The 23,760-nt window shown below is 62.8% G+C and carries 16 protein-coding genes; 9 read left to right on the top strand and 7 right to left on the bottom strand.

Annotated features, from left to right (window positions below):
- Positions 1-6: 6 nt before the first annotated feature.
- Together PG899_RS00065 and PG899_RS00070 are read right to left on the bottom strand one after the other, a co-directional pair.
- On the bottom strand, positions 7-4,896 hold the full coding sequence (locus tag PG899_RS00065) for an alpha-2-macroglobulin family protein (protein WP_024943694.1): 4,890 nt from the start codon (positions 4,894-4,896) through the stop codon (positions 7-9).
- A 187-nt stretch (positions 4,897-5,083) separates the two neighbouring features.
- Positions 5,084-6,481: an amidohydrolase gene (locus PG899_RS00070; protein WP_024943695.1), complete on the bottom strand. Its 1,398-nt coding sequence runs from the start codon at positions 6,479-6,481 to the stop codon at positions 5,084-5,086.
- 806 nt (positions 6,482-7,287) lie between these two features.
- Here PG899_RS00070 and PG899_RS00075 point away from each other — a divergent pair.
- The 5 genes from PG899_RS00075 to PG899_RS00095 are packed head-to-tail and all read left to right on the top strand — an operon-like array spanning position 7,288 to position 12,472.
- Entirely contained in the window at positions 7,288-8,382 is a 1,095-nt protein-coding gene (locus PG899_RS00075; RefSeq protein ID WP_016350339.1) for an AI-2E family transporter, read from the top strand.
- A gap of 4 nt (positions 8,383-8,386) precedes the next feature.
- Positions 8,387-9,907 (top strand): efflux transporter outer membrane subunit, encoded by a 1,521-nt coding sequence (locus tag PG899_RS00080; protein WP_024943696.1) that lies wholly within the window; start codon positions 8,387-8,389, stop codon positions 9,905-9,907.
- A complete protein-coding gene (locus tag PG899_RS00085) occupies positions 9,900-11,006 on the top strand; it encodes an HlyD family secretion protein (RefSeq protein ID WP_024943697.1) in 1,107 nt (368 codons plus the stop codon). Before PG899_RS00080 ends, PG899_RS00085 begins: the two co-directional genes overlap by 8 nt.
- 7 nt (positions 11,007-11,013) lie before the next feature.
- On the top strand, positions 11,014-12,042 hold the full coding sequence (locus tag PG899_RS00090) for a DUF2955 domain-containing protein (RefSeq protein ID WP_024943698.1): 1,029 nt from the start codon (positions 11,014-11,016) through the stop codon (positions 12,040-12,042).
- 1 nt (position 12,043) lies between these two features.
- The gene (locus tag PG899_RS00095; protein ID WP_024943699.1) at positions 12,044-12,472 is read left to right on the top strand and encodes an ion channel; all 429 of its coding nucleotides are present in this window, start codon (positions 12,044-12,046) and stop codon (positions 12,470-12,472) included.
- A gap of 90 nt (positions 12,473-12,562) precedes the next feature.
- On the opposite strand, the gene PG899_RS00100 is transcribed toward PG899_RS00095, so the two are convergent.
- Positions 12,563-14,251 (bottom strand): FAD-dependent oxidoreductase, encoded by a 1,689-nt coding sequence (locus PG899_RS00100; protein ID WP_024943700.1) that lies wholly within the window; start codon positions 14,249-14,251, stop codon positions 12,563-12,565.
- A 134-nt stretch (positions 14,252-14,385) separates the two neighbouring features.
- Here PG899_RS00100 and PG899_RS00105 point away from each other — a divergent pair, with 134 nt between their 5' ends.
- The 3 genes from PG899_RS00105 (at position 14,386) to PG899_RS00115 (ending at position 18,937) form a co-directional block, all read left to right on the top strand.
- On the top strand, positions 14,386-17,325 hold the full coding sequence (locus tag PG899_RS00105) for a sensor domain-containing phosphodiesterase (protein WP_024943701.1): 2,940 nt from the start codon (positions 14,386-14,388) through the stop codon (positions 17,323-17,325).
- Positions 17,326-17,390: 65 nt separating this feature from the next.
- The gene (gene pflA / locus PG899_RS00110) at positions 17,391-18,209 is read left to right on the top strand and encodes a pyruvate formate lyase 1-activating protein (RefSeq protein WP_011705579.1); all 819 of its coding nucleotides are present in this window, start codon (positions 17,391-17,393) and stop codon (positions 18,207-18,209) included.
- Positions 18,210-18,295: 86 nt separating this feature from the next.
- Positions 18,296-18,937 carry an energy-coupling factor ABC transporter permease gene (locus PG899_RS00115; RefSeq protein ID WP_011705578.1) on the top strand — a complete coding sequence of 214 codons (642 nt, stop codon included), beginning with the start codon at positions 18,296-18,298 and terminating at the stop codon, positions 18,935-18,937.
- A 51-nt stretch (positions 18,938-18,988) separates the two neighbouring features.
- Here the strand turns inward: PG899_RS00115 and PG899_RS00120 are convergent, their stop codons facing one another.
- The 4 genes from PG899_RS00120 to PG899_RS00135 all read right to left on the bottom strand — a co-directional run bounded on the left by PG899_RS00120 (position 18,989) and on the right by PG899_RS00135 (position 22,239).
- Positions 18,989-19,681 (bottom strand): ABC transporter permease, encoded by a 693-nt coding sequence (locus tag PG899_RS00120; protein WP_011705577.1) that lies wholly within the window; start codon positions 19,679-19,681, stop codon positions 18,989-18,991.
- 3 nt (positions 19,682-19,684) lie between these two features.
- A complete protein-coding gene (locus PG899_RS00125) occupies positions 19,685-20,425 on the bottom strand; it encodes an ABC transporter permease (RefSeq protein WP_011705576.1) in 741 nt (246 codons plus the stop codon).
- Positions 20,426-20,629: 204 nt separating this feature from the next.
- Positions 20,630-21,403: an ABC transporter substrate-binding protein gene (locus PG899_RS00130; protein WP_011705575.1), complete on the bottom strand. Its 774-nt coding sequence runs from the start codon at positions 21,401-21,403 to the stop codon at positions 20,630-20,632.
- Positions 21,404-21,468: 65 nt separating this feature from the next.
- A complete protein-coding gene (locus PG899_RS00135) occupies positions 21,469-22,239 on the bottom strand; it encodes an ABC transporter ATP-binding protein (RefSeq protein WP_011705574.1) in 771 nt (256 codons plus the stop codon).
- A gap of 533 nt (positions 22,240-22,772) precedes the next feature.
- Between PG899_RS00135 and PG899_RS00140 the strand changes: the two genes are divergently transcribed.
- Positions 22,773-23,675, top strand: coding sequence for a lysine exporter LysO family protein (locus PG899_RS00140; protein WP_024943702.1), 903 nt, complete (start codon positions 22,773-22,775; stop codon positions 23,673-23,675).
- Positions 23,676-23,760 lie beyond the last annotated feature (85 nt).

Below are 23,760 nucleotides of genomic sequence, written 5' to 3' on the forward strand. Positions count from 1 at the left end.
CGCCAGCTACTCAGAGATAGTTACCTCATGGATATCCTCACCCACAGCCCTAAGCTCGGGCCGGTACATATCCTCCACCTGGGTCGGCGGCACCTGATAGCGACCCGGCGTCACCGCCCGCATCAGGTAAATCAGCTGCTGGTTGCTCCCCTCGCTCAGATCCAGCGCCGCCGTGTAGCGGTCGTCACGAAACTCCTGATGCTTGAGATAGTCGTTCCACTCGCTCTGCCACGCCGGTTTCCCCTCGATGGAGAGCTCTTCGAGCTTGATGCTGTTGCCAAGGGCCGGGTTCTCCAGCTCGAAGCCAGCGGGCACCATCTCCACCAGCAGGGCATCGGGCACTGCCGATTCACTGCTGACGTTGAGCCGCACCACCACCAGATCGCCGACCTTCACCTTGGCGGGATCAAAACGCTGACCGTCGCTGTTGAACCAGCTGCGGGTCACGCTCATCCCCTTGCTGACCCGTGCCGGTGCCTGTTCGGGGTAACCTACCAGAGTGCGCTGCACATAGAGGGAGCCCTTGCCCTCGTTGGTGACGATGCTCGCCGCCAGTGCTTCGGGGGCACCCAGTTGCAACGGGGCCGAACCGCTCAGGGCTCCGCTGCCAAGAGAGGAAGTCACCTTGGCCTGCCAGTCGACGGCCGGATCGAAGCGGGCGAGTCGCAACAAGGCGAGCCGCTCCTGGGTGCTGAGCCACTGACGGTGAGCCAGGGTATCGGCCACCTTGGCACTGAGGGCCGGCCAGCGCTCCGCAGCCAGCTTGTGCTGGCGCAGCAGGGAGAGCTCGAGGGCTTCATCACGCAGCGGTGAACCGTAATCCCCCAGATAGTCGTCCCCGCGCTCGGTCGCCAATGCCCGGCTGAGGGCCTTGGCGGCATTCTGCTCATCCCCCATGACCGAGAGCGCCAGCGAGAGGTGCAAGAGCGGCAAACCGGAACGGGCGTGATCGGCCTGCTGCTCCCAGACAAGGCGCAAGGTAGCGAGTGGGGCCTTACCCACCCGGGCCAGCACATAGGCACTGTAAGCCTGATAGGCAAGACGGCTGTGCTCGGGGGCACTGCTCCAGCGCTCGCCGTACTGGCTGTCGGTGAGATAGCTCTGCAGCCGGTTCAGCGCCTGATTGAGCATCGCCTCCGGCACTGCGTCGCCCGCCTCCTTGCGCGCCAGCAGGTAGTCGGCGGCATAGGCGGTGAGCCACTGCTCCTCGTCGGAGCGACCATCCCACAAACCAAAGCCGCCGCTTGGCAGTTGCAACCGTTGCAGCCGCTGCAGCAGGGCGCGCTGCACATCCGCCTCACTCGCCGCTTGCTTGCCCTCTGCGGGTTTGCTCCAGGCGGCCCGCTCATCCGCCGTGGTCAGCAAGTAAGGCCAGGCACGGGACAAGGTCTGCTCCAGACAGGCGTAGGGGTAGTCAGCCAGCGCCTGCCACTGGGCTGCCGGATCCCAGGGGGGAGTGCCGGAGAGGCTGAGCAGCCCTTGCAGGTTGGCGCGATCCAGACCGGCCAGCTCAGCTGGCGCAAAGCTCATCTGCTGGCCGGGAGCCAGCATCTGGTAGCGCTGGCGAGTCTCGGCCGGCCAGGGGGAGCGCAGCGGCAAAAACCAGTCGCGGCTGATGGCAAAATCCTTGCCGCGGGCCACCAACTGCAGGCTTGCCACGCCGTTCGCCCCAGTCACGGTGAGCGGCAGGGTCAGCCACTGCTCCTCGCCGCTTTTAAGGGAAAGGGTGCCGGGCAGCTCGCCGTGTGCCTTGAGCCCGCCATTGAGAGTCCACACAAGGGAGAGGGTCTGATCCTCACCGCTCATGTTGCGCAGCTGCACCAGCGCCCGGGTCTCATCGCCTCTGGCGCCAAAGCGCGGCCAACCGATCTCGGCCACCAGCGGTGCCACCACCTTGACGGCACGATCGGCCTCACCCACTTGCTGTTCGTTCCAGGCCAGCGCCATCAGCGCCAGCTCGCCGTTGAAGTTGGGCAGATCGAGCGGGATCACCGCCTTGCCGCTCTCATCAAAACTCACCTCGCCGCTCCACAGTGCGGCGATCTCGACCCGGCTCTCCAGCGCGCCGCCCTTTTTCAGCGGCGCCCGATCCCCCCCATAGTTGAGGCGGGCCAACTTGCCATCCTGCGGCGGGATCACCTGGCCATAATTGTCGAACAAATCTTGGGCGAAGCGCTTGCGGCCAAAGAAGATCTCGAATGGGTCGAGGGGCTGGTAGTCGCTGATGTTGAGCACGCCCCGATCCACCGCAGCCAGCACCACGCGGCCCTGACTGTTGGGGGTGGAAGTGGCGGTCACCTCCAGCCGGGTGAGCGGCACCGCTCTATCAGGCGCGCTCAGGGTAAGCGGCAGACGGCGCGCTTCCCGGTCCAGGGTGAGCGGCACCAGACCGACCGAGCGCAGACTTTGTCCCTGCTGGCTACTGACCGGCTTGGAGGCGCTGTCTGGCGCGGCGATCTGGGCCGAAATGTGCAGATCGTGACGCTGCCACTCGGGGCTGATCGGGATCTCGAACTCGCCGCGGGCATCCTTGGCATCGCCACCGGCACCCTTGAGCTCGATACGCTGCCACCAGCGCAGGCCGTCACCATCTTCCACCAGCAGCAACCCCTTGCCGGGGCGCGGCGCCACCAGCGTCACTTTGGCTTTGTCACCCGCCAGATAGGCGCGCTTGTCGAGGGTGATGGCAATCTTGTCAGGCCGTGCCTGCTCGCCACCGCCGCCCCAGGCGTAACTACCGATCTCCACCCGCAGGCTCGATTGATGGCCCTGACTGTTCTCCACTTCCAATCGATACCAGCCCGCCTCCAGTTGCAGCGTGAGCGGGGTCGGCCCCTTGCCATCGAGCTGCAGGGTCTGCTCCTGCTCCAGATAGGGCTGGCTGTTGAACTCGTACTTCCACCCCTCCCCATCGGCGTAGTGCCAGTAGTAATCGCGGTACTCGTTGACAAGGCGCACCTTCACCGGCCCCGCCACCGGCTGGCCCTTGTCATCGAGGTTGAGGATCTGGAAGGGCAGCGGCTTGCCCCCCTCTACCCGCTCCGCCACGAAGTCGGCCTTGAGCGCTGGCCACTGGCTGCCTGCGGGCCAGCCATACTGGGTGCGGCTGCGATTGACGGCGCGGCCACCGGGCTCGGCGAGCGACACCCGATAGGCCACCTCCAGCGGCCCGAGGGCGCGCACATTGTCGAGCTCATCAGCTAACGAAAACGTCCCCTGCCCCTGCGCATCAAGGGTGAGATTGAGGGGTTCAAGATCCTTGGCCTGCTCCGCGAGCAGCGCATCACCCAGAGTGAACTCCTGCCACTGGGTAAAGGGCATGGTGGCGCGGCTGATCTTCACCTCCGCCTTGGCCTTGGTGGCGCTCGCCGGCGCACCGTAGAGATAGTCGCCTTGCAGTGGCAACGTCAGGGCGGCGTCCAGATCCATGACTTCCCCATCCGGCCCCTTGCCAAGCTGCAGTTTCAAGCGCTCAGGCAGAAATTCCTCCACCAGAAAAGGCCACTCGAAGCGGCTACCGGCGGCGGTCTTGAGGTTGATGGTCCAGCGCCCGAGCGGCGCATCGTCAGGCAAACGCAGGCCGTAATGGGCGGCGCCAAGGTTGTCCGGCAGCAGCCGTTTCTGCTCGAGCAGCTGGCCGTCCGGCTGTTTCACCTCCAGCTCCACCGCCATGCCCGGCAGCAGCTGGCCATCCTGCCCCTTGAGCAGGATCTCGCTGTCGAGCCGCTCGCCGGGGCGATAGAGGTCGCGCCCGCTGAACAGATAGAGCTGCTGGGCCTGCCAGGGCTGGGTGCCGAGATCGAAGGTGGAGAGATCGAGCGCCGCCCCATCGAGGCGCAGCACCGCCAGATGGTTGCCCTGCTCGGCCAGCAGCAGACGAGCCCCCTGCACCTGATCGAAGCGGCGATGGCCCTGCGGATCCGTGGTTTGCACCTGCAGCCGGTTGCCCTTCTCGTCGAGCAGGGAGAGCTGCACATCCTTGAGCGGGTCGGCGCTGGCCAGGGAGCTGACGAACACCTCCAGCTGATCGCGGTAACGGCGGGCACTGAGCCCCATGTCGCTCACCGCAAAATAGGTGGTCTCCTTGCGCCAGTCGTAGTTGCCAAGGGGCGACATCACCGCAAAGTAGACGCCAGCTTCGGCCAGCTGCGGCTCCTTCACATTGATGAGGCGGATCTCGCGCCGGTTGGCATCGAGTTCCAGTGCATAGCGGCCGCTGAACACCCGCTTGGCCCGCTTGGTGATCTGCTCAAGCTCCCAGTTGCCCATGCCGGCACCGGGGCGATACTCGGCCAGAAAACGGGGCAGATATTCCGCATCGACCCGGAAGAAATCGATATTGACCTCGTCCACGTTGACCGCGCTGATGGGCAGGCGCAGCTCGTCACGCAGCGGCAATACCATGCCGCTGGCGGTAAAGGATGCCCCCGCCTCCAACGGACGGGTCTTGAGGGTCCAACTCTGGGGGGATGGGCCCAGCCCCGCTTTGAGGCTCACTTCGTAGCTTTTATCGGGCTGGACGTTAGGGAAATAGAGGGTACGGCCATCGTCGGCGAGGATCCACTCCCCCTGCACCTGCTTGCCCCCCTCGCTGACCCCAAGCCAGCTCTGCCAGTTTGCCTTGGGCACCAAGGGGCCGGAGAAGACCAGCGCCAGCGCCGGGGCATCCCGATATTGGCGGGCATTGGCCTGCACAACTGAACTCGGCGCCCCGGCCTCCTGCTGGGCGGCAAGTTGTGTGGTCGGCGTATTGGCGACAGGCTTGTCGGGGCCGCAGCCGCTCAGCAGCAGCGCCGTGAATCCCGCCAGCAGCAGGGCTGGCCAGCGGCGCCCGGGGGCGGTCATCTGTTGCGGTGAGGAACAAGAGAGGCGAGGGTGAGAGTCGACGCGGCGCATAAATGTCATCCCTGATTGGCTCGCTGCCAGTGCAGCGCAATAGCCAACAGGATAAGGGATCAGGCTCGCTTGACACAAAACTCATTGCCATGTTTGCAACAACACAGGAGGTAACTGCCACTATGACGACAGGGTGATCTCGCGAGACACCCTGCCTTTATTTACCAGTAGTCAATGCTCGACGCAGCTATTGTGCCGGACCCGCCGATTTGGCCAGTACGCTAAGCGCGGTCGCCGTATTGACCCTGGCCCCGACCGGAATGGCGGCGAGATCCACGAAGAAGTCGGGATTGTGCAACCCATAAGGGAAGGTTTTTCCCTCCGCCCTGGCCTTGGCAAATACCGCGGGCGGTGCCACTCCGATGAATTGATAGGCATAAGGGACATTCATCCCCTTGAAGGCTTCGGCAAAATCTTCTGAGCCCATGGCAGAGGGGAAATCGCTGATCACGTTCTGCTCCCCCAGCAGCTGACGCAAGACAGGCGTGACTCGGCTCATCAACTCGGCATCATTGACCACGGCACCGGCACTGCCTTTCATCAGCCGGGTCGGCAACTTGTCATCCGGTACCCCGGCAGCGATGGCGATGCCCCGGTTGACCTCGTCGATACGCCGCAGCAGCAGTTCACGCACTTCGTGGCTGAACCAGCGCAGATTGAGCTTGAGCACGGCACTGGCCGGGATCACGTTGTTGTCACGCCCCGCCTCGATGGCACCCACCGTCAGCACCGCTGGTTGCTGGGGATCGAGATTGCGGCTGATGATGGTCTGATAGGCCAGCACAGCCTGGGCCGCCATCACCACGGGATCCAGCGTCAGCTCGGGGGTCGAACCGTGACCGCCTACCCCGTGAAAAGTAATGTCGAGCTGATCGACCCCCGCCATCCGCACTCCCGCCGCGCTGGCCACCAGCCCGGTGGGGCCAGGTACCACGTGGGCACCAAAGGCGTAATCCGGCTTGGGGAAACCGCGCTGCCACAGACCGTCATCCACCATGCTCTGCGCCCCGGTCCCCGGCTCTTCCGCAGGCTGGGCATATACCACCAGGGTACCTGACCAGGCGGGCTTGAGCGCGACCATGGCCTTGGCCATGCCAAGCAACCAGGTGACATGGGCATCGTGACCACAAGCATGCATCACATCGATCTCGCTGCCATCTGCCAGGCGTTGTTTGGTCTTGGCGGCATAATCGAACCCAGTCGCCTCCCGTACCTGCAGCGCATCCATGTCAGCCCGATACCAGACCGTCGGACCGTCCCCGTTTCTGAGCACCCCGACCACCCCGGTCTTGGCGATCCCTTCGGTGACGTCGAACCCCAACTCGCGTAACTGCTGACTGACGATACCGGCGGTGCGCACCTCCGTGTAGCCAATTTCGGGATGCTGGTGCAAGTCCTTGTAAAGCGCGATCAGACGCTCGCTGTCACTTGCCACTGTATCATTGAGCTGGGTCAGCAGCTGGCTGGAGAGAAGATGGGCCTGCGTCGGCAAACTCTCTCTTGCATTCGTTACCGGCGTGATGGCCGAGGAAAGGGCCAGCATGGCGGCGATGGAGAGCCCCTGGCAACATGTGGATTTGTTCATTCAGATCCCTTTGCATGAGATGAAAACGGGGTGGACCGTCAAGGGCGGAAGACACGTGTAGATGCCAGTGCTGGTAGCCCGCGCCAAGCAACGCCCTGGATGGCGATTGCCAGCATGGCACAGGCAAACAACCTCAGCGAGAAATAAGTTGCGTTCGAGTCGCCACAAGCCGGTTAGTGTTCGCAGTGAGACCTACCCTACCAATGGCGGTATTGTCTTCACGTTGACAGGGTTATAACCACCGCAAGCTGTACCGGGGTTTAATCTGTAACGGCAAACCGGCGGAAAACATGTTTCAAAATATGACAAGCACCGGTTTGGTACACATCAACACATGGATGCCGTCAGCATGCTTCCTGTCAATGTCCAACTGTCAACATCGAGCACCTGGCTGCGGACACGTCTTCCTCACCGCCATCTGTGGCAACAGAAATATCCAGCCATGACAGGGCCGCAATATCCGCCATTCTACTGCGCACGCTGCCGACGCTATTTTATATAGGCAAATCCGCCCCGTTTTCCGGCTGCAGACTAGACTGGAAACAACTGTTCTCTGGTGCCGCAGGTGATCGGACTCCTTATTATCCAGCCTCATCAGCGCCATTGAACCAATCGACTAGATATCAATCAGTTAAATATTTATTAAACATGGATTGTCGGCACAACAAATAAACCGGGGGCAGCCTCGAAATACCCCCTACACTCTGAACTCAGTCTATTTATTACCATACAACCCGCTTGCTGGGCAGTCCTTCACGTCAGACAAGCACGGTTGTGTGCTCATCCCTCGTTGGAGTCATACCAGAATGGAAAATAACGATCTGTCCATCGTCGAAAAGCGGTTGGTTGCCCGGTTCCTGGATATGTTCATCAAGTTCGGCCTGATCCTGGCGTTGGGCTCTTTCTGCTTCACCGTGTTCTCCCCCTTCATGAACATGATGTTGTGGGCCCTGATCCTGGCCGTCACTCTCTATCCTCTCCACCAGCGCTTTGCCGTGCGGCTGGGGGGAAAACAGGGGCGGGCCTCCACCCTGCTGGTCTTGCTGGGCATCCTGCTGATCGTGGTTCCCACCGTGGCCATGCTGAGTTCCCTGGGTGACAGCGTCAGCGCCCTGATGGAGCGAATGGACAGCAACACCCTGCAGATCCCGGCGCCTTCCGCCGACATCGCCAGCCTCCCGCTGATCGGCACCAAGCTCCACGCCATCTGGCTGAAGGCATCGGTGGACTTGCCCAGCCTCCTCATCAGCTACAAGCCGCAACTCGGCGATCTCGCCAAGCAGGTGGTCGGCATGCTGGCCAGCATGGGGGGTGGACTGCTGGGTTTCGTCGTCTCCTTCATCGTGGCCGGCATCATGATGGCCTGGGGAGCTCCGGGCGCCCTGAGCGCCGATCGCATCGCCATGCGCATCACGGATGAACGCAAGGGATTGTCGCTGACCAAGTTGTGCACCAGCACCATCCGGGCCGTGGCCATGGGGGTCATCGGAGTGGCCTTCATCCAGGCCCTGCTGGCGGGGATCGTCATGATGCTGGCAGGGATCCCGGCGGTCGGCATCTTCTTCGTCCTGGCGCTGATCCTCGGTATCGCCCAGGTGCCCGTGATCCTGGTAACGGGGCCCGCCATCGCCTACATGTGGAGCGCAGGCGATCACGGCACCCTGTTGAACATCTTCTACAGCGTCCTGCTGATCGTCGCCGGCATGGCCGACAACGTGCTCAAACCGCTGCTGCTGGGGCGCGGGGTCGATGCGCCCATGCCGGTAGTATTGCTGGGCGCCCTTGGCGGCATGGCCACCAGCGGCATCCTCGGCATGTTCATCGGGGCCACCCTGCTCTCCATCGGTTATCGCATCTTCATGGCCTGGGTCAACGAAGGTCTGGCTACTGCGGAAAAATAGCCCCATGGCCGCCCAGCGTCATACCATGCGCCCTCTGCTCACGGGGGGCGCATGCCTGCTGTTGAGTGCCTGCACCCTGCTTGGCCCTGACTATCAGGCCCCCCGCGTCGAGGAGATGAGTGGCTGGCACCCCGCCAGCACGGGCCAGCAGGTATCTTCGGCCACCGACTATCGCCAGTGGTGGACCCGGTTGCATGACCCCGTGCTGAGCACGCTGGTGGAAGAGGCGTTCATCAAGAACCCGGATGTGCGGATAGCGGGATTGCGGATCCTCGAGGCCCGGGCCCAGCTCGGCATCGCCGAGAGCCTGCTCGGCCCCCAGGCCACCATCGGCACCGCCGAGCTGCTGCAGGCGGGCCAGACCCGCAACGGCCACAGCAGCTCGGGTGGCAGCTATGGCGCCGGCTTCAACCTCGGTTGGGAACTCGACTTCTGGGGCAAGTTCCAGCGCGGGATCGAGGCGGCGGATGCCAACTACTTCGCCACCCTGGCGCAATATGATGACATCCAGGTCCTGCTGGCGGCCCAGGTGGCCCAGCTCTATGTGAGCATTCGCACCGTCGAGGCCAGACTGCAGATCGCTCGCGAGAATGCCCGCATCCAGCAGCGCAGCCTGGAGATCACCGAACGGCTGTTCAAGAGCGGCAACAGCGCCGAACTGGACGTGCAGCAGGCCAAGACCCAGTACCTGGGCACCCTCTCCGGCATTCCGCAGCTCGAAACCAGCCTGCGCCAGAGCCAGAATGCCCTCTCGACCCTGCTCGCCAGAGCCCCGGGGCCCCTGCCCGAGATGAATGCAGATACCGGCAAGATCCCCCGGGGCGAGCTGGCACTGGTCACCGAACTGCCGGCCGATCTGCTGCGCCGTCGCCCCGATGTGCGGGTGGCGGAGCGACAGCTGGCCGCCCAGTCGGCGCTGATCGGCGTGGCCGAGAGCGAACTCTACCCCTCCATCACCCTGCTCGGTACCCTGGGCATCAGCGCTACCAGCGGGGAGAGCGGCACCTTCTCCTGGGCCGCCGGGCCATCGCTGAGCTGGAACCTGCTCGATCAGGGGCGGCTCGGCAACCAGATCCTGGTGCAGGACGCCCGCTTCCAGCAACTGCACGAACGCTATCGCGACAGCGTGTTCAAGGCGGCACGCGAGGTGGACGACGCGGCCGTGGCCTACGCCAACGGCCAGGACGAGATCGCCCTGTTGACCCAGACCGGCGAGGCCGCCCGCCGCTCCCTCAACATCGCCAACACCCAGTATCGCGAGGGGATGGCGGACTTCCAGCGGGTACTCGACTCCCAGCGCGCCCTGTTCAATCAGCAAGAGCGGCTGGTCAACAGCCGTGGCGCCCGGATGCGCGATCTCATCACCCTCTACAAGGCACTGGGTGGCGGTTGGGAACAGGGGCGAGAACGTCCTCTTGTCAGCCCGGCAGTGGAAGCCCGCTTGCGCAAGCGCGCCGACTGGGCCCCGCTGCTCGACGCCGCCCACCCCTCATCCTCTGCCCGAAAGGTAACCTCGAATGACTGACAGCTCCGCCTCCCCCGGCCAGGCCAGCCGCCGCGCCACGCTCGGCTTGCTGGTACTCATCCTCCTGCTGCTCATCTGGTATCTGCTGGCTGACCGGCTGACCCCCTACAGCTCCCAGGCTCGCGTGCAGGCCTTCGTGGTTCCCGTCGCCGCCGAGGTATCCGGCCAGATCAAGCAGGTATATGTACGCGACAATCAGGACGTGGAAGCCGGCACCCCCTTGTTCGAGATCGATGCCGAACCCTATGACATCGCGCTGGCCAAGGCGCGCTCCGATTACCAGACGGTGTTGAGCGGTGTCAGAGCAAATAGCGAAGGGGTCAAGGCGGCCGAAGCGGCCCTGATGGCCATGCGCGCCGCCTACGACAACGCGGCCAAGGACGCCGAGCGGCAGGAGCGGCTCTATCGGGAAGATCCGGGCGCCATCTCGGTGCGTCGCCTCGAGGTAGCCCAGGCCAGCCGCGAGACGGCCAGGAGCCAGGTGGCGGCAGCCCAGGCCGACGTGCGCCGCGCCATCGAGGCCGCCGGGGCGAACGGCGATCACAACTCCCAGCTGCTCAGCGCCCGTGCGGCGGTACACAAGGCCGAGCTGGATCGCCAGAACACCCGGGTGGTGGCGCCAGGCCGCGGTCTCATCACGGATCTTCACACGGATGCAGGCCAGTTTATCGGTGCCGGTGCCCCGGCCATGACCCTGATCGCCATCCACGACGTCTGGGTGTCGGCGGATCTGACGGAGAACAACCTCGGCAACATTCACGCCGGTGACAGGGTCGCCATCCTGCTCGACAGCCTGCCCGGCCGCCTGTTCGAGGGGGAGGTGCGCAGCATCGGCTACGGGGTGAGCGATGGTAAGGGTCAACCGGCGGGCACCTTGCCGAGCGTGGACAACAACCGCGACTGGCTGCGCCAGGCTCAGCGCTTCCCGGTCAAGATCGCCTTCAAGGCCGCTGACTTCCCCCCGGTCGAGGCGCTGCGGGTCGGCGGTCAGGCCGACGTGCTGGTCTATACCGGTGGGAATGCCGGCGGCAGCTGGGTGATGAACCTGCTGGGCTCGCTCCATATCCGGCTGATGAGCCTCTGCTCCTTCCTCTACTGAGGCTCCCATGCATAACGCCGACAGGACAGTACTGCGCATTGGCACCGGCATCGCACTGGCAACCCTGATCTGCTACGGGCTGGCGCTGCCCATGCCGCATCTCGGGGTCATCATGGCCTGGGTGGTGCTGTGTCGCCCCGGCGAGCCGCTCGGCCTTGGCAAAGGGTTGCTGGGTGGCGCCCTGCTGCTGGCCGTGATGGTCGGCGGCGTGCTGCTGGTGCCCCTGCTGACCCACTATGCGCTGGCGGCGGTGCTGCTCGTCGCACTGCTGCTCCATGGTCTGATGCAACAGGCGCTGACGGACAAGGGAGCGGCCGCCATGCTGCTCATCATGGCCATCACTGTGATCCCGGTGGCCGGCCTCATCGAGCAGGCACTTGCCATCGCCCTTGCCCAGATGATGGCGCTGGGGATCCTCATAGGCACCCTGGTCAACCGGGTGGCCCATGCTCTGTTTCCACCCCAACCGATGCCAACGGGGGCTGAGCCTCACAAACCAAGCTCCCCCGAGCATCCCGATCGCCTCGCGCTACGGGCCGTGGCCATCGTGCTGCCGGTGTGGCTGCTGGCGCTCGGCAATCCGGCGTTCTATATCCCGGCTGTGATGAAGACGGTGATGCTGGCTCAGCAGAGCAGCTCGCTCACCGCCAAAGAGGCGGGCAAGGAGCTGGTGCTGTCGACGCTGACGGGCGCCCTGCTGGCGTTTGTGCTCTGGCTGGGGCTCGGCCTCTGGCCCTCGCTGTTGATGCTGGTGCTGCTGCTGGCCCTGATGACACTCTGGCTGGCACGACGGCTGGTGCTGCTGGTGCCAAGTCACTTTCCACCCTCGTTCTGGAGCAACGCCTGGATCACCGCGCTGATCCTGTTTGGTCCGGCAATCGAGGACAGTGCCACCGGCAAGGATGTCTGGCTGGCGGCTGCGATGCGCTGCGGCCTCTATCTGTTGGTGGCCGGCTACGGCTGGCTCTGTATCTGGCTGCTTGAACAGTGCTGGCCCGTCGGCCGGCCACTGGCACAAGCATCGATAGGAGAGTGATATGTTTTCCATTTTTCTGGTCGGCATCCCGGTGATCCTGGCCAACATGCTGCTGCAATCCCTGATGTCCGTCTGGTGTATCCGCTTCTACGTCAAGCGGTTCAGCGAACGGGAAGGCATGCTGGCCGGGGTGCTGGCGCTGTTTGGCATCATCACCCTGGTGATGCTGGGCAATCTGGTGCAGATTGGCATCTGGGGTGCCCTGTTCCTGTGGCTGGGCGAGTTCAACACGCTGCAGGAGGCCGTCTATCACTCAGGCGTCAACTTCGCCACCCTGGGCTATGGCGACATCGTCATGAGTGCACGGTGGAAGCTGCTCGGGCCGCTCGAGGCGGTCAATGGCGCCCTGATGATAGGCCTCTCCGGTGCCTGCATGCTGGCGATCCTGCAACACCATGTTCGCAAGCAACTGGGCAACACGCCGCACTAGCCATCCATCCGTTAAGCAATGAAAACAAAAAGGCCACTCTCCCGAGTGGCCTTTGGCTGGCATTGCCCCTGATGCCCTCCTCGGCCAACGCTATTCGGCGGTGGCCATCTGCCAAGTCTTGAAGCCGCCGGAGAGGTTCTTGACCTTGAAGCCGTGCTGGCTCAGCAGGCGACAGGCCACATGACCGCGCAAGCCCACCTGGCAGCTGATGAGCAGCTCTTTATCCTTGGGCAGCTCATGGAGGCGGCCGCGCAGTTCATCGAGGGGGATGTGCAGGGCGCCCGGGATGCGACCCAGCTTCTCGAGTTCGGGACCATTGCGCACGTCCAGCACCTGCTGATGGGGGTGACGGGCCTCGACCTCAGCTGCGTGGCAGAGCAGGGTATCCCCCTTCAAATGGTTGCTGGCCACGAAGCCGGCCATGTTGATCACGTCCTTGGCCGAGCCGAAGGGCGGCGCATAGGTGAGCTCCAGATCCTGCAGATCAAACACGGTGAGACCGGCGCGCTGGGCCACCGCCAGCACGTCGATGCGCTTGTCGACCCCGTCCTTGCCGATGGCCTGGGCACCGTAAATCTTGCCATCGGGGGCAAACAGCAGCTTGAGGCTGACCGGGTGGGCGCCGGGATAGTAACCGGCGTGGCTGCCCGGGTGGACATAGGCCTTCTCGAACGGCAGCCCCAGCTGCAGCAGCCGCTTCTCATTGAGGCCGGTGCTGGCCACCGCCAGATCGAACAGCTTGCAAATGGCGGTACCCTGGGTCTTCTTGTAGGTTTCGCTGCGCCCCAGCATGTTGTCGGCGGCGATGCGCCCCTGCCGGTTGGCGGGGCCCGCCAGCGGGATCAGCACAGACTCGCCGGTGACGAAGTCGGTCTCCTCCACCGCATCCCCCACCGCATAGATGAAGGGATCCGAGGTTCGCATGCCGGCGTCCACCTTGATGCCGCCGCGCGGCCCCAGCTCCAGCCCCGCCTTGGCGGCGAGCAGGGTCTCGGGCTTGACACCGATGGCGAGGATCAACAGGCCGGTATCGAGCCGGGTGCCATCGCTCAGGGTCAGGCGTAATCCACCCCGTTGTTCAGTGGCCACGGCAGCGGTTTTTTCCGCCAGCACATCCAGACTCTCGATGGCCGAGAGGCCGGTGCGCAGGCGCAGATCGATCCCCTCCTCCCGGATACGGGCATGGAGCATGTTGGCCATCTCTTTATCCACCGGCGCCATCACCTGATCGGAGAGCTCCAGCAGGGTGACATCCAGCTTGCGCTGGTGCAGCGCCTCCATCATCTCCAGCCCGATGAAGCCGCCCCCCACCACGGTGACATGGCGCGGCTGCTCGTGCGCCAGCGCCGCCAGAATGCGATCCATGTCGGGAATATTGCGCAAGGTGTGCACACCCGGGCTGTCGATACCGGGGAACGGAGGCCGGATGGGGGCCGCGCCCGGGCTCAGCAGCAGCACGTCATAGGCTTCACGGCGCTCTTCGCCGGTCAGCAGGTTGCGCACCAGCAGGCTCTTGCCGGCCTTGTCTATCTCGATGACGTCGTGAAAGACCCGCACATCCACGTTGAAGCGGCGTTTGAAGCTCTGGGGGGTCTGCAACAGAAGGGCATCCCGGCTGGGGATGTCGCCACCGATGTGATAGGGCAGCCCGCAGTTGGCGAAGCTGACGAACTCGCCCCGCTCGAACATCACAATTTCCGCTTCTTCGCTCAGACGGCGGGCTCTGGCCGCCGCAGAGGCACCACCGGCCACACCGCCTACAATCAGGATCCGTTTCATCAGCAAGACTCCAGTCAACCACAGATTGCCATTAAATTAGTATTTTCTAATTTAGAACTCAATGAAATTTTGTTTGTACCGATTTTGCAGTATTCTTGCCACCCGACAGTCGTTCAACAGGATGTTATCAGTTCATGTCGTCAACCGCGCTCAGTCACCTTTCTTCTGCCAGCCAGACACCGCTGTTCTTTCGTCTGGACGTGCGCAGCCAGCGGCTGGTCGCTCTGACCGATGTGATGCAAACCCCGCTCTACTGGCTCGATGAGCCCAGAGGCCCCTGGCCGGCCCAGTTGCCGGATGCGCTGCGTCTGCCCATCGAGCAGGCGCTCACCAGCGGCCAGGGCGGCAAGCTGGTGCTGCGCTTTGCCGGCCAGCAGTGGCACGTTGCCCTCTCCCACGAACAAGATGCCTTCTGGCTCATCTGCCTGCAGACCCTGCGCCAGGAGCCGGTGGCCGATCTGGCACTGCACCTGCCGCGCCTGAGCCAGATGGCGAGCCAGCAGCAGTTTGCCGCCATGCTGGAGACCCTCAAGGAGAGCCTGGGGGCCGATCGCCTCATCCTCTGGCACTATCAGGCCAACGGCCCCCTCGGCAGCGAGCAGCTGACCCCGGTCTTCACCCTGGGGGCCGACGAAGTGGCCGCCATTCGCAGCGACAGCCGCTACATCCGCGCCCTGCGCACCCGCAAGTCCCTGAGCTTTTCGGAGGCGGCGCACCAACCCATGCTGAGCCAGCACTACTACTTGGCCAATGCGGGGGTGAGCTCACGCCTCGACGGCGCGTTGCTGGAGCAGGAAAAACTCATCGGCGTGCTGAGCCTCGAATACCTCAACGCCACCCCGCTCAGCGAGGAGATGCTGCAACTGGTGCGGCACAGCGCCCAGCTGCTCGGCCACTGGCAACCGCTCCCCGAACCTGTGCACAACCCTGTGCTGGCCCTGCCGGCCGAGCTCACCCTGCTGACCGGCATCGCCTATTGCCGCGCGCTGGTGCGCTGGGGCATGAGCGTCAGCGGCGCCCGCATCGGCTGGATCGGCGAGTACCAGCCCCGCGGCCAGGAGTTGTGGATGATCCCGCGCTGCGTGCTGGAGGGGGAGACCTTCTCGGTGCTCAAACCCATCCAGATGGACCCGGGCCCCGGCCAGGAGCTGTTCCAACACGGCCAGGCGGTCTATGTGGAAGACCTGCCGCTGCGCTATCCCCAGGCCAGCCAGCTGCTGGCACTCAATGCCAGCGTCTATGTCGGCATTCCGCTGCACGGCCAGCACGGTGCCCCCATCGGCCAGCTCACTTTGCTGCTCGACACGCCGCTGGCGGACCCCATGCCACTGCTCGACGCTCTCAGCAGCCAGCACGAGCGGGCCGCAGTCGAACTGCAACGCTTGGCCGCCGACGAAGCCTTGCGGCTGGCCGAGGTGGCTTTCAACACCCACGACGGCCTGCTGGTGATGGATCACAAGGGGATCATCCTCAAGGTCAACAACTCCTTTACCCGCATCACCGGTTTTGCCGATGATGAGATGATCGGCCAGCATATCGTCCGGCTCAGGCCCACCTACTATGGCGATCACCTGAAACAGGATGTGCGCCAGGCGGTAGCGGCCCAGGAGTTCTGGATGGGCGAAGAGCGCTGCCTGCACAAGGATGGCCACCTGTTCCCGGTCCGCTTGATGGTGAGCGGAGTGCAGGACGAGCACGGCGAAATCAGCCACTACGTCTGCAGCTTCTACGACATCAGCAAGGAGAAGGAGGCGGCGCGCCACATCGAGCAGCTCGCCTATTACGACGATCTGTGCGGCCTCTACAACCGCCGCAGCCTCAACGACATCATGCAGCGTACCCTGCAGGAGGCCAGCGGCCAGTGGGGCGCCCTGCTGCTGGTGGATCTGGACAACTTCAAGTCGATCAACGACTCCCTCGGCCATGCCTGCGGCGATCTGCTGCTGCAGGCGGTGGTGGAGCGGCTCAAGGGGCTGCCGCAGGACAACCTGGTGCTGGCCCGCATCTCGGGGGACGAATTCGCCCTGCTGTTCACCGCTCTGGGCCAGGGCTATGTCACCGCCAAGATCCTGGCCGAGCACTTCGCCCGCGAGCTGATGGGGCTGTTTCGTATTCCGTTCGACATCGAGGATCACAAGCTGCACTGCAGCGCCTCGGTGGGGATCAGCCTCTTCTCCAGCGAGGACAAGGATCACCTGGTGCTGATGCAGCAGGCCGACACCGCCACCCACATGGCCAAGCGATCCGGCCAGGGCAACTATGTGTTCTTCAGCGAAGCGATGGCGGAGAAGGAGAAGAGCAAGCTGGCGCTCAACAACCAGCTGCGCGACGCCCTGCGCCACCACGAGCTGCAACTGCACTATCAGCCACAATACCGGGTCGACAACGGCGCACTGTCCGGCATCGAGGCGCTGCTGCGCTGGCAGCGCAGCGACGGCAGCATGGTGCCGCCGGCGGAGTTCATCCCCATTGCCGAAGAGACCAGCCTCATCCAGGACATCGGCTACTGGGTGATGAAGACCGCCTGCGCCCAGTACAGCTTCTGGCTCAACCGCGGGCTGGCCATTCCCCATCTGTCGGTCAACGTCAGCGCCCGCCAGTTCCACACCGTCGGCTTCGTGCAGCAGGTGGAATACATACTGCGCGATACCGGGGTGCCTCCTTCCCGCCTGCTGCTGGAGGTGACTGAATCCGTGGTGCTGGAGAACCGGCTGGAGAGCATCGCCAGAATGCGCCAGCTCAAGGAGCTCGGCATTCTGCTCTCCATCGATGATTTCGGCACCGGCTACTCGTCGCTCGCCTATCTGCGCGACCTGCCGGCGGACGAGGTGAAGCTCGACCGAAGCTTCATCCAGACCCTGGTACACAGCGAACAGGACAAGGCCATCGTCAAGGCGATCCTGGAACTGGCCAAGGTTTTTCGTTTTACCGTCACCGCCGAAGGGGTGGAGGACGAAGAGCAGCTCGCCATCCTCAAATCCCTCGGATGCCAGCATTATCAAGGCTTCCTGACCAGCCGGCCGCTCACCGCCAAAGCCCTAGAGAGCCTGCTGGGTGCCGCGGTACCGGGCTAAACATGTAGGATTTATAGGGCTTTATGTAATAAAATAACGCCCTGCTCGAATCATTGGAGTCGTCTATGTCTGTCATTAATCGGATCCCCGCTGTCGAAGTCAGCGCCACCGCCGCTGAAACCAGTGTGACCGCCGATGCATCCGGGGTCATTGGCCGGATCCATTCCGTTGAAACCTGCGGCACCGTCGATGGCCCCGGAATACGCTTCATCGTGTTCATGCAGGGCTGCCTGATGCGCTGCAAGTACTGCCACAACCGCGACACCTGGGACACCCAGGGCGGCCGCGAGGTGACAGTGCCGGAGTTGATGAGCGACATCACCAGCTATCGTCACTTCATGAATGCCTCGGGCGGCGGCGTCACCGCCTCCGGTGGCGAAGCCATGCTGCAGCAAAATTTCATCGCCGAACTGTTCGCCGCCTGCAAGGAGAAGGGCATCCACACCTGCCTCGACACCAACGGTTTCGTGCGCCACTACGACGAGCAGCTCGACAAGGTGCTCGACAATACCGATCTGGTGCTGCTCGACATCAAGCAGATCAACGACGACAAGCACATTCCGCTGACCCACGTCAGCAACAAGTACACCCTGGAGTTTGCCCGTTATCTGGCCGCCAAGGGCAAGACCATGTGGATCCGCTACGTGGTGGTGCCGACCTGGTCGGACGACGACGAGAGTGCCGAAGGGCTCGGCCAGTTCATCGCCGAACTGGGCGAGTGCGTCGAGAAGGTGGAGCTACTGCCCTATCACGAACTTGGCAAGCACAAGTGGGACGTACTGGGCGACACCTATGATCTCAACGGGATCAAACCGCCCAGCAAGGAGACCATGGACCGCGTCCAGGGCATCCTCGCCAAATATCACAACAACGTAAAATACTGAGAGCTCAGGGGCTGGCCGGGAAAACGCCGGCCCCTTTCACATCGGGCTTCGCCCACCTGCATGCCGTCACCGGACAAGGATCTGCCATGAGTGAAGGACAAGCCGCCGCCCTGCTGCTCTGGGTACTGCTGCTCATATTCAGCCTGCGCGGCACCTTGCTGCGCACCCTCTACCACAATCCGCTCTATCAGCATCTTTGCCTCGGCGGCGCCATCGTGCTGGTGCCGCTCTGGACCCTGCGGGCCGGCCTGCACGAGGGGCTGGATGTGCACTTTCTCGGCCTCACCAGCCTCACCCTGCTGCTGGGCTGGCGCCTCGCCCTGCTCGCCCCCTGCCTCACCCTGCTGGTGCTAAGCTATTTTGGCGTCATCCCGCTGGCCGAGATCGGCTGGCAGGCCCTCATCGGCGTGGCCCTGCCGGTCGCCACCACCTGGCTGCTGTTTCTGGCCAGCTGGGCCTGGCTGCCGCGCCATCTGTTCGTCTACCTGTTCGTGGTAGCCTTTCTTGGCGGCGCCCTCTCCATCTCGGTCAAGGTGGTGGCCAGCGCCCTCCTGATGGGTCTCAGCGACACCTACCCCTGGTACACCATCAGCGCCGACTACCTCTCCATCTGGCCACTGCTGCTCTTCCCCGAAGCCCTACTCAACGGCATGACCATGACCCTGCTCGCCATCTACCGCCCCCACTGGGTCAACACCTTCTTCGACCGGGAATACCTGGGCCGCTGAGCAACACGCAGCCACAAAAAAGCCCGCAATTGCGGGCTTTTTTTATGGCGTTTACACGGTGCGGGGGCGCAGGTGGGCGTGCCAGCGGGCTTCCCATTTCTTGAACAGCCAGACGATGACGAAAGTCAGCAGCATGTAGAGCAGGCCGGCGGTCAAAAACGCCTCGAACGGGCTGTAGTAGCGGGAGTTGATGATCCGCGCGGCGCCGGTCAGATCGACGATGGTGATGATACCCGCCACCGCCGAGCCCTGCAGCATGAAGATCACCTCGTTGCTGTAGGCCGGCAGTGCCCGGCGAAACGAGTTGGGCAAAATGATCCGGGTCAGGGTCTGCCAGCGGGTCATGCCGAAGGCGTTGGCCGCTTCAATCTGCCCCTTGGGCATGTTGAGCACGGCGCCGCGCACGATCTCGGCGGTGTAGGCCCCGGTGTTCAGGGTGAACGCCAGCAGGGCGCAGAACCAGGCTTCGGCAAACAGATCCCAGGCGACGCTGTTTTTCAGCCACTCCCACTGGGCGGCGCCGTAGTAGATGATGAACAGCTGCACCAGCAGCGGGGTGCCGCGAAAGAAGTAGATATAGGCCCAGATCGGCCCCTTGATCAGCCAGTTGCGGCTGTTGCGCAGGATGCCGAGCGGCACCGCCAGCATCAACCCGAGGATCAGGGAAGCCGCCACCAGCAGTACTGTGGTGTAGAGGCCCTGCCAGTAGGTGGGCCATTCGGTGAGAATGATTGAGAAATCCATGGCTTACCTCGTCTTTATCGCATAGTGACGCTCGGCCCATTTCAGTGCCGAGGTGGAGACCGCAGTGAAGATCAGGAAGATCAGGGCCACCGCCATGTAGAAGGTGAAGGGCAGCTGGGTCGAACCCGCTGCCAGGGACGCTTTGCGCACCATGTCATCGAGCCCGATGATGGAGACCAGCGCCGTGGTTTTCAGCAGTACCAGCCAGTTGTTGCCAAACCCCGGCAGGGCGTGGCGCATCATCTGGGGAAACAGGATCCGCACAAACACCTGGGTTGCCCGCATGCCGAAGGCACGGGCCGCTTCCAGCTCTCCCTTGTCCACCGCCAGGATGGCGCCGCGGAAGGTCTCGGTCATGTAGGCGCCGAAGATGAAGCCGATGGTGGCCACCCCGGCCGCAAACGGGCTGATGTCGATGTAATCGGGCAGCAGGGAGACCCACTCCTGATTGGGATTGCTCGCCAGCAGGTAGTTGTTGTAGCTCTCGTTGACCCAGGTACAGAGGTTGTTGATGAGTACCTGGCCGCCGAAGAACAGCAGCATCATCAGCACCAGATCGGGGATGCCGCGAATGACGGTGGTGTAGGCGGTGGCAAAACCGCGGGCCCATTTGTAGGGGGAGAGCTTGGCCAGCGCCCCCAGCATGCCGAGCACCAGCGCCAGCAGCAGGGAGGCCAGCGCTACTTCCAGGGTGACCCAGGCCCCCTCCAGCAGGGAGGTTTCGTATCCTTTCAAATCAAACATATGCGGCTCCATTGCAACTCATTGAGCGGGATCTCCCGTCCCAATATCCTTTCAAACCAAACACATGCAGCTCCATTGCAACTAAGCGGGCCCATCGCTCCCTTGCGAGAGACAACGGGCCCGATGACTACAGACTAGGGTCAACCTGTCGTGATGATTCGCCGCAATTGCGCCGGCGGCTACCGGGGTAGCGCGCCTTCGGGGTTACTCGCCGTACACGTCGAAGTCGAAGTACTTGTCGTTTATCGCCTTGTACTTGCCGTTGGCACGCAGCGCCAGGATGGCGGCGTTGAATTTCTCTTTCAGATCCTTGTCGGCCTTGCGCACCGCGATGCCGGCACCCTCGCCAAACCACTTGGGATCAGTCAGTTTCGGGCCGATGAACTCAAACGCATCGCCACCCTCTTTCTTGAGCAGGCCGTCGCTGATGGCGGCGGAGTCGGCCATCACGTAGTCAACCCGGCCGGATTTCAGATCAAGATAGGCCTCGTCTGCGGTGCCATAACGCTTGATGGTGGCGTTGGGGAAGTTGTCGGTGATATAGGTGTCCATGGAGGTGGCGCGCTGGACGGCCACTGTCTTGCCACTCATGAACTCCTTGTCGAGCTTGATCTCGGTGCCCTTCTTGGCGGCGAAGCGAGCCGGAATGTGCTGGTACTTCTGGGTGAAGTCCACCTTCTTCTTGCGCTCTTCGGTGATGTCCATGGTGGCGATAATGGCGTCATACTTGCGCGACAGCAGCGCCGGAATGATGCCGTCCCAGTCCTGCTTGATCAGGGTACACTTCACCTTCATCTCCTCGCACAGGGCGTTGGCGATGTCGATGTCGAAACCTTTCACCTCGCCGCTCGGCTCGGTCCAGGAGAAGGGGGGATAGGCACCTTCCACCCCGATCCGCACCTCTTTCCACTCCTTGGCCATCAGGCTGCCGGAAGACAGGGCAGTGACTATGGCGGTCGCCAGCATCAGCTTGTTCATGTATCTCTCCTTGATAAAATCATCGACTGTTGCAATTGCAGATTATTGGGGATCAGCCCCGGCCATCAATAGATGGAGGAGATGAATTGCTTGAACCGTTCGGACTTGGGATGGGCGAAGATCTCCTTGGGATTGCCCTCCTCCTCCACGCGGCCCTGATGCAAAAACATTACCTTGTTCGACACATCGCGGGCAAACGACATCTCATGGGTCACCACCAGCATGGTGCGCCCCTCTTCGGCCAGCTCGCGCATCAGGCCGAGCACTTCCCCCACCAGCTCGGGATCGAGCGCCGAGGTGGGTTCGTCAAACAGCATCACCTCGGGCTCCACCGCCAGCGCCCGGGCAATGGCCGCCCGCTGCTGCTGGCCGCCGGAGAGGTGACCTGGGTAGTAGTCGCGCCGCTCCCACAGTCCCACCCGGTTGAGCAGGTGTTCCGCCTTGGCCATCGCCTCGGCGCGGGGCACCTTGAGCACCTGGATCGGCACCTCGATGATGTTCTGCATGATGGTCATGTGGGACCAGAGATTGAAGCTTTGAAACACCATGGCCAAGCGGCTGCGAATGCGCTCCACCTGGCGCACGTCCTCCGGCAACCGTTCACCGGCCCGGTTGGTTTTCATGCGAATAAGTTCGCCATGGAGGGAAACCGTGCCGGAAGAGGGTGTTTCCAGCAAATTGATACAACGAAGAAAGGTCGACTTCCCCGAACCGGAGGAGCCGATAAGGGAGATCACATCCCCCTTGTGGGCGGTCATATCGATGCCCTTGAGCACTTCGTGGGTGCCGAAATACTTGTGCAGATCACGAACTTCCAGTGCGGCAACGTCGCTCATCCATTACAACCTTGTCTGTCCCTAGACGCCGCTGGGGCGTGACTCACGCCATCGCTTATTTAACAAAAAGTTAACCGATGGCAACCTTCAGCGAAAATATCACTCGGATAGTTAAAAAACAATACAGAACCGAGGTCTTTGGTGTTTTGTCTGTATTTTTATTGGCCAAACAGGTATTTTTCAGCACTTTGTCTGCATAAAACGCTAATCAAGCCTGCCTGACGACACCGCCTTTTTATACCCACAACGCAAGGCTGGCAAGAAGATTCCTACGTTTTGGTCGCAAGCCACCCGGATTGACTTTATTCAACCATGCAGCACACGCATCCTGTTGAAAAATGGGCCTGTCAGACCCCGTTCTAGCCGCACCAGAATGGGCCGGCGCCCCAACAGCGGGCCTCATTTCGCACCAAAAACATAACATATTGATAAAAAAGCTCCGGATGGAGCAGGCAAACACACAAATATGTGACACAGGCCCAATAAGTGATGATAAGGTGTCATTTTTGTCAGTTTTTGTGATCGAGGCCCCGATGTTGCTCAATGTGTTGCTGATCCTGCTGCCGCTGGTAATCGGCTATCTGGTACCCCTCTCCTCTGCCCGTTTGATCAAGCTGGTCAATCAGTCGCTGGGCAAGATGGTCTATCTCATTTTGTTCCTGATGGGGCTGGGGCTCGCCTACGTGGAGAACCTGAGCAGCAATCTGGCGGTGATCTTCAAGGTGGCCGGGGTGATGCTCGCCGCCATTACCCTGTGCAACTTGCTGGCCCTCTGGTGGCTGGACAGGCGCTCGCCCCCCACCCACGAGGCCAGCGACGGCCCGATGCCGAGCAAGCTGCACCTGCTGTGGGAGTCGCTGCAGCTCTGTTTCGTGGTGCTGGGTGGCGTCTTGCTGGGGCTACTGGTCGACCTGCGCGCCCTGCCCATCGACAAGTGGAGCGAGTGGGCGCTGATGCTGCTGCTGTTTCTCATCGGGGTGCAGATGCGCAACTCCGGCATGCGGCTGCGCCAGATCCTGCTCAACCCCTGGGGCATGAAGATCGCCGTCACCGTCATCCTCAGCAGCTGGCTGGGCAGCCTGCTGGCCGCCCAGTTGCTCGGCATGCCGCTGACCCACGGCCTGGCCCTCAGCTCCAGCTTCGGCTGGTATTCGCTCTCCGGCATCCTGGTGGCCGACAAACTGGGGCCGGTGCTGGGCTCCGCCGCCTTTATCAACGATCTGGGGCGCGAGCTCATCGCCATCCTGATCATTCCGATACTGATGCGCCGTCACCCCTCCGCCGCCATCGGCTATGGCGGCGCCACGGCGCTGGACTTCACCCTGCCGGTCATCCAGAAATCCGGCGGCATCCAGGTGGTGCCGGTGGCCATCGTCTCCGGCTTTATCCTGAGCCTGTTCGGCCCGATCCTGATCCTGGGCTTCCTCGCCATCTGATTGCCCCTGAGCCACCTACCGCCAACAACGACAAGCCCGGCACTGCTGCCGGGCTTGTCGTTTAAAAGAGGGGGCGGGCATGACA

The sequence above is a fragment of the Aeromonas sp. QDB39 genome (assembly GCF_027707585.1).
GTDB classification, from domain to species: Bacteria; Pseudomonadota; Gammaproteobacteria; order Enterobacterales; family Aeromonadaceae; genus Aeromonas; species Aeromonas hydrophila.

Bases quoted from the DNA above. Each gene is read 5' to 3' on its own strand.
- pflA (WP_011705579.1), top strand. From the start codon at position 17,391: ATGTCTGTCATTAATCGGATCCCCGCTGTCGAAGTCAGCGCCACCGCC.
- PG899_RS00115 (WP_011705578.1), top strand. From the start codon at position 18,296: ATGAGTGAAGGACAAGCCGCCGCCCTGCTGCTCTGGGTACTGCTGCTC.
- PG899_RS00135 (WP_011705574.1), bottom strand. From the start codon at position 22,239: ATGAGCGACGTTGCCGCACTGGAAGTTCGTGATCTGCACAAGTATTTC.
- PG899_RS00105 (WP_024943701.1), top strand. From the start codon at position 14,386: ATGTCGTCAACCGCGCTCAGTCACCTTTCTTCTGCCAGCCAGACACCG.
- PG899_RS00065 (WP_024943694.1), bottom strand. From the start codon at position 4,896: ATGCGCCGCGTCGACTCTCACCCTCGCCTCTCTTGTTCCTCACCGCAA.
- PG899_RS00070 (WP_024943695.1), bottom strand. From the start codon at position 6,481: ATGAACAAATCCACATGTTGCCAGGGGCTCTCCATCGCCGCCATGCTG.
- PG899_RS00125 (WP_011705576.1), bottom strand. From the start codon at position 20,425: ATGTTTGATTTGAAAGGATACGAAACCTCCCTGCTGGAGGGGGCCTGG.
- PG899_RS00085 (WP_024943697.1), top strand. From the start codon at position 9,900: ATGACTGACAGCTCCGCCTCCCCCGGCCAGGCCAGCCGCCGCGCCACG.
- PG899_RS00120 (WP_011705577.1), bottom strand. From the start codon at position 19,681: ATGGATTTCTCAATCATTCTCACCGAATGGCCCACCTACTGGCAGGGC.
- PG899_RS00140 (WP_024943702.1), top strand. From the start codon at position 22,773: ATGTTGCTCAATGTGTTGCTGATCCTGCTGCCGCTGGTAATCGGCTAT.
- PG899_RS00090 (WP_024943698.1), top strand. From the start codon at position 11,014: ATGCATAACGCCGACAGGACAGTACTGCGCATTGGCACCGGCATCGCA.
- PG899_RS00100 (WP_024943700.1), bottom strand. From the start codon at position 14,251: ATGAAACGGATCCTGATTGTAGGCGGTGTGGCCGGTGGTGCCTCTGCG.
- PG899_RS00080 (WP_024943696.1), top strand. From the start codon at position 8,387: ATGGCCGCCCAGCGTCATACCATGCGCCCTCTGCTCACGGGGGGCGCA.
- PG899_RS00130 (WP_011705575.1), bottom strand. From the start codon at position 21,403: ATGAACAAGCTGATGCTGGCGACCGCCATAGTCACTGCCCTGTCTTCC.
- PG899_RS00095 (WP_024943699.1), top strand. From the start codon at position 12,044: ATGTTTTCCATTTTTCTGGTCGGCATCCCGGTGATCCTGGCCAACATG.
- PG899_RS00075 (WP_016350339.1), top strand. From the start codon at position 7,288: ATGGAAAATAACGATCTGTCCATCGTCGAAAAGCGGTTGGTTGCCCGG.